Origin of the sequence: Nocardia farcinica, assembly GCF_029867845.1 — a bacterium.
GTDB lineage: Bacteria > Actinomycetota > Actinomycetes > Mycobacteriales > Mycobacteriaceae > Nocardia > Nocardia farcinica_A.
Window position 1 is genome coordinate 1 of sequence record NZ_JARWRU010000673.1, and the last position, 2,202, is coordinate 2,202.

At 70.7% G+C, this 2,202-nt stretch carries 3 protein-coding genes; 2 read left to right on the forward strand and 1 reads right to left on the reverse strand.

What is annotated here, in order from left to right; genetic code table 11:
- The coding region (locus QH283_RS14780; protein ID WP_280503574.1) for a helix-turn-helix transcriptional regulator at positions 1–448 on the reverse strand (448 nt) is incomplete at its 3' end.
- Between the two features lie 95 nt (positions 449–543).
- On the opposite strand from QH283_RS14780, the gene QH283_RS14785 reads away from it, so the two are divergent.
- Positions 544–906 carry a VOC family protein gene (locus tag QH283_RS14785; RefSeq protein WP_280503575.1) on the forward strand — a complete coding sequence of 121 codons (363 nt, stop codon included), beginning with the start codon at positions 544–546 and terminating at the stop codon, positions 904–906.
- Between the two features lie 102 nt (positions 907–1,008).
- A complete protein-coding gene (gene fgd, locus QH283_RS14790; RefSeq protein ID WP_280503576.1) occupies positions 1,009–2,034 on the forward strand; it encodes a glucose-6-phosphate dehydrogenase (coenzyme-F420) in 1,026 nt (341 codons plus the stop codon).
- Positions 2,035–2,202 lie beyond the last annotated feature (168 nt).

Consider the following 2,202-nt stretch of genomic DNA (forward strand, 5'->3'; position numbering starts at 1 on the left):
GGCGCAGGTCGCCGGCGAGCCGGGCGGGTTGCGCACCGGTGGCGGGGGCGGCGAACCAGGGCCGGTTGTCGGTGACGACCACCGCGCTCAGCGGCAACAGCTGGTCGGGGCGGGAACGGGCGCGCGGGGTGACCTTGTCGAGTGCGCGGCGGCCGTCGTGGCGGGCGCCGAGCTGGTCGCGCTGGGCGTGGTCGAGACCGGCGAGGGCGAGCTGGTCGCGTTCGTCGGGGGTGAGGCGAGCGGTGTCGAGGGCGCCGCCTGGCAGCAACGTGACCCCGCCCCAGCGGCCGCGCCGGATCAGGATCGGGAACCCCGCGTCCTGGAGCCAGCGCAGGTCGCGCACCACGGTGCGGGTGGAGACGCCGACCTGTCCGGCCAGCTCGGCGACGGTCCGGTGCTCGCGCGTCTGGAGCGCGAGCAGCAGGGCGAAGAAGCGATCCGGGGTCATGTCTGCCGACGATTCCAGGAATCAGGACAGGATCGGTCATCTATGAATCGCATCCTCGTGCGGTCACCGTCAACGCGAACGAAGGAGAACATCACGTGACCGCACCGACCATGTTCATCGTCTACGTCACCGACGCACCCGCCTCGGCCCGCTTCTACGGCGAGCTGTTCGACCTGCGACCGAAGTTCGAGTCGCCGCGCTTCATCGCCTTCGACCTCGGCGGCGTGGAGCTGGCGCTCTGGAGCGGGGTCGAGGACGACCGCCTGGCCGAGGTCACGCGCACCAGCGAGCTGTGCGTGACGGTCGACGGCGGACCGGAGCGGATCGACGCGCTGCACCGGGACTGGGTGCGCCGGGGTGTGCGGATCGCGATGGAACCGCACGAAGAGGTGTTCGGGCGCACCTTCCTCGCCACCGACCCCGACGGCAATCTGATCCGGGTCGCGCCGGTCGACTGACTCGCTGTCGGAGCGGGTGGTCTGTTCTCCGCACGGCCCCCTGACTACTGTCGGAAACGGCCGTGCGAGAGCAGAGCACACGAGCGACAGGAGAGACGCGCAATGGGGCATCTCGAGACGGGCGATCTCAAGCTGGGATACAAGGCGTCGGCCGAGCAGTTCGGTCCACGCGAGCTGGTGGACATCGCGGTCATGGCCGAAGAGCACGGCATGGACTCCACCACTGTGAGCGACCACTTCCAGCCGTGGCGGCACAAGGGCGGGCACGCGCCGTTCTCGCTGGCCTGGATGGCCGCGGTGGGCGCGCGCACCGAGCGCATCCAGCTGGGCACCTCGGTGCTCACCCCCACCTTCCGCTACAACCCCGCGGTGATCGCGCAGGCCTTCGCCACCATGGGCTGCCTGTATCCGGGGCGGGTCATGCTCGGTGTCGGAACCGGTGAGGCGCTCAACGAGATCGCCACCGGATACAAGGGCGAATGGCCGGAGTTCAAGGAGCGCTTCGCCCGGCTGCGTGAGGCCGTCGACCTGATGCGGGCGCTGTGGACGGGCGATCGCGTGGACTTCGATGGCCAGTACTACACGACTGTCGGCGCCTCGATCTACGACGTGCCCGAGGGCGGCCTGCCCATCTACATCGCCGCGGGCGGCCCGCTGGTGGCCCGCTACGCCGGACGCGCGGGCGACGGCTTCATCTGCACCTCGGGCAAGGGCATGGAGCTCTACACCGACAAGCTGATGCCCGCGCTCGCCGAGGGCGCGGCGAAGGTGGACCGCACCGTGGGCGACATCGACCGGATGATCGAGATCAAGATCTCCTACGACACCGATCCCGAACTGGCGCTGGAGAACACCCGCTTCTGGGCCCCGCTGTCGCTGACCGCCGAACAGAAGCACTCCATCACCGACCCGATCGAGATGGAGGCCGCCGCCGACGCGCTGCCGATCGAGCAGATCGCCAAGCGCTGGATCGTGGCCAGCGACCCGGACGAGGCGGTCGAACAGATCAAGCCGTATCTGGACGCGGGCCTCAACCACCTGGTGTTCCACGCGCCCGGGCACGACCAGCGCCGCTTCCTCGACCTGTTCCAGCGCGATCTGGCTCCGCGCCTGCGCGCGCTGGCCTGAGCGTCGTCTCGGGATCTCGCCCGGTGGGCCGCTCGCCGGCCAGGCCGGAATTCGCCGGGCCGCGATCGAACTCCGGCGCGGCCCGCCCAGGGCGAGAAGAGAACAGTTCGGCCGCCCCCCGCCCGGGGGCGGGGGGGGCGGGACCCCCCCCCGGGGCGCCCGGAGACC

Excerpts from the sequence above, each read along its gene's own strand:
- fgd (WP_280503576.1), top strand. The coding sequence starts at position 1,009 with ATGGGGCATCTCGAGACGGGCGATCTCAAGCTGGGATACAAGGCGTCG.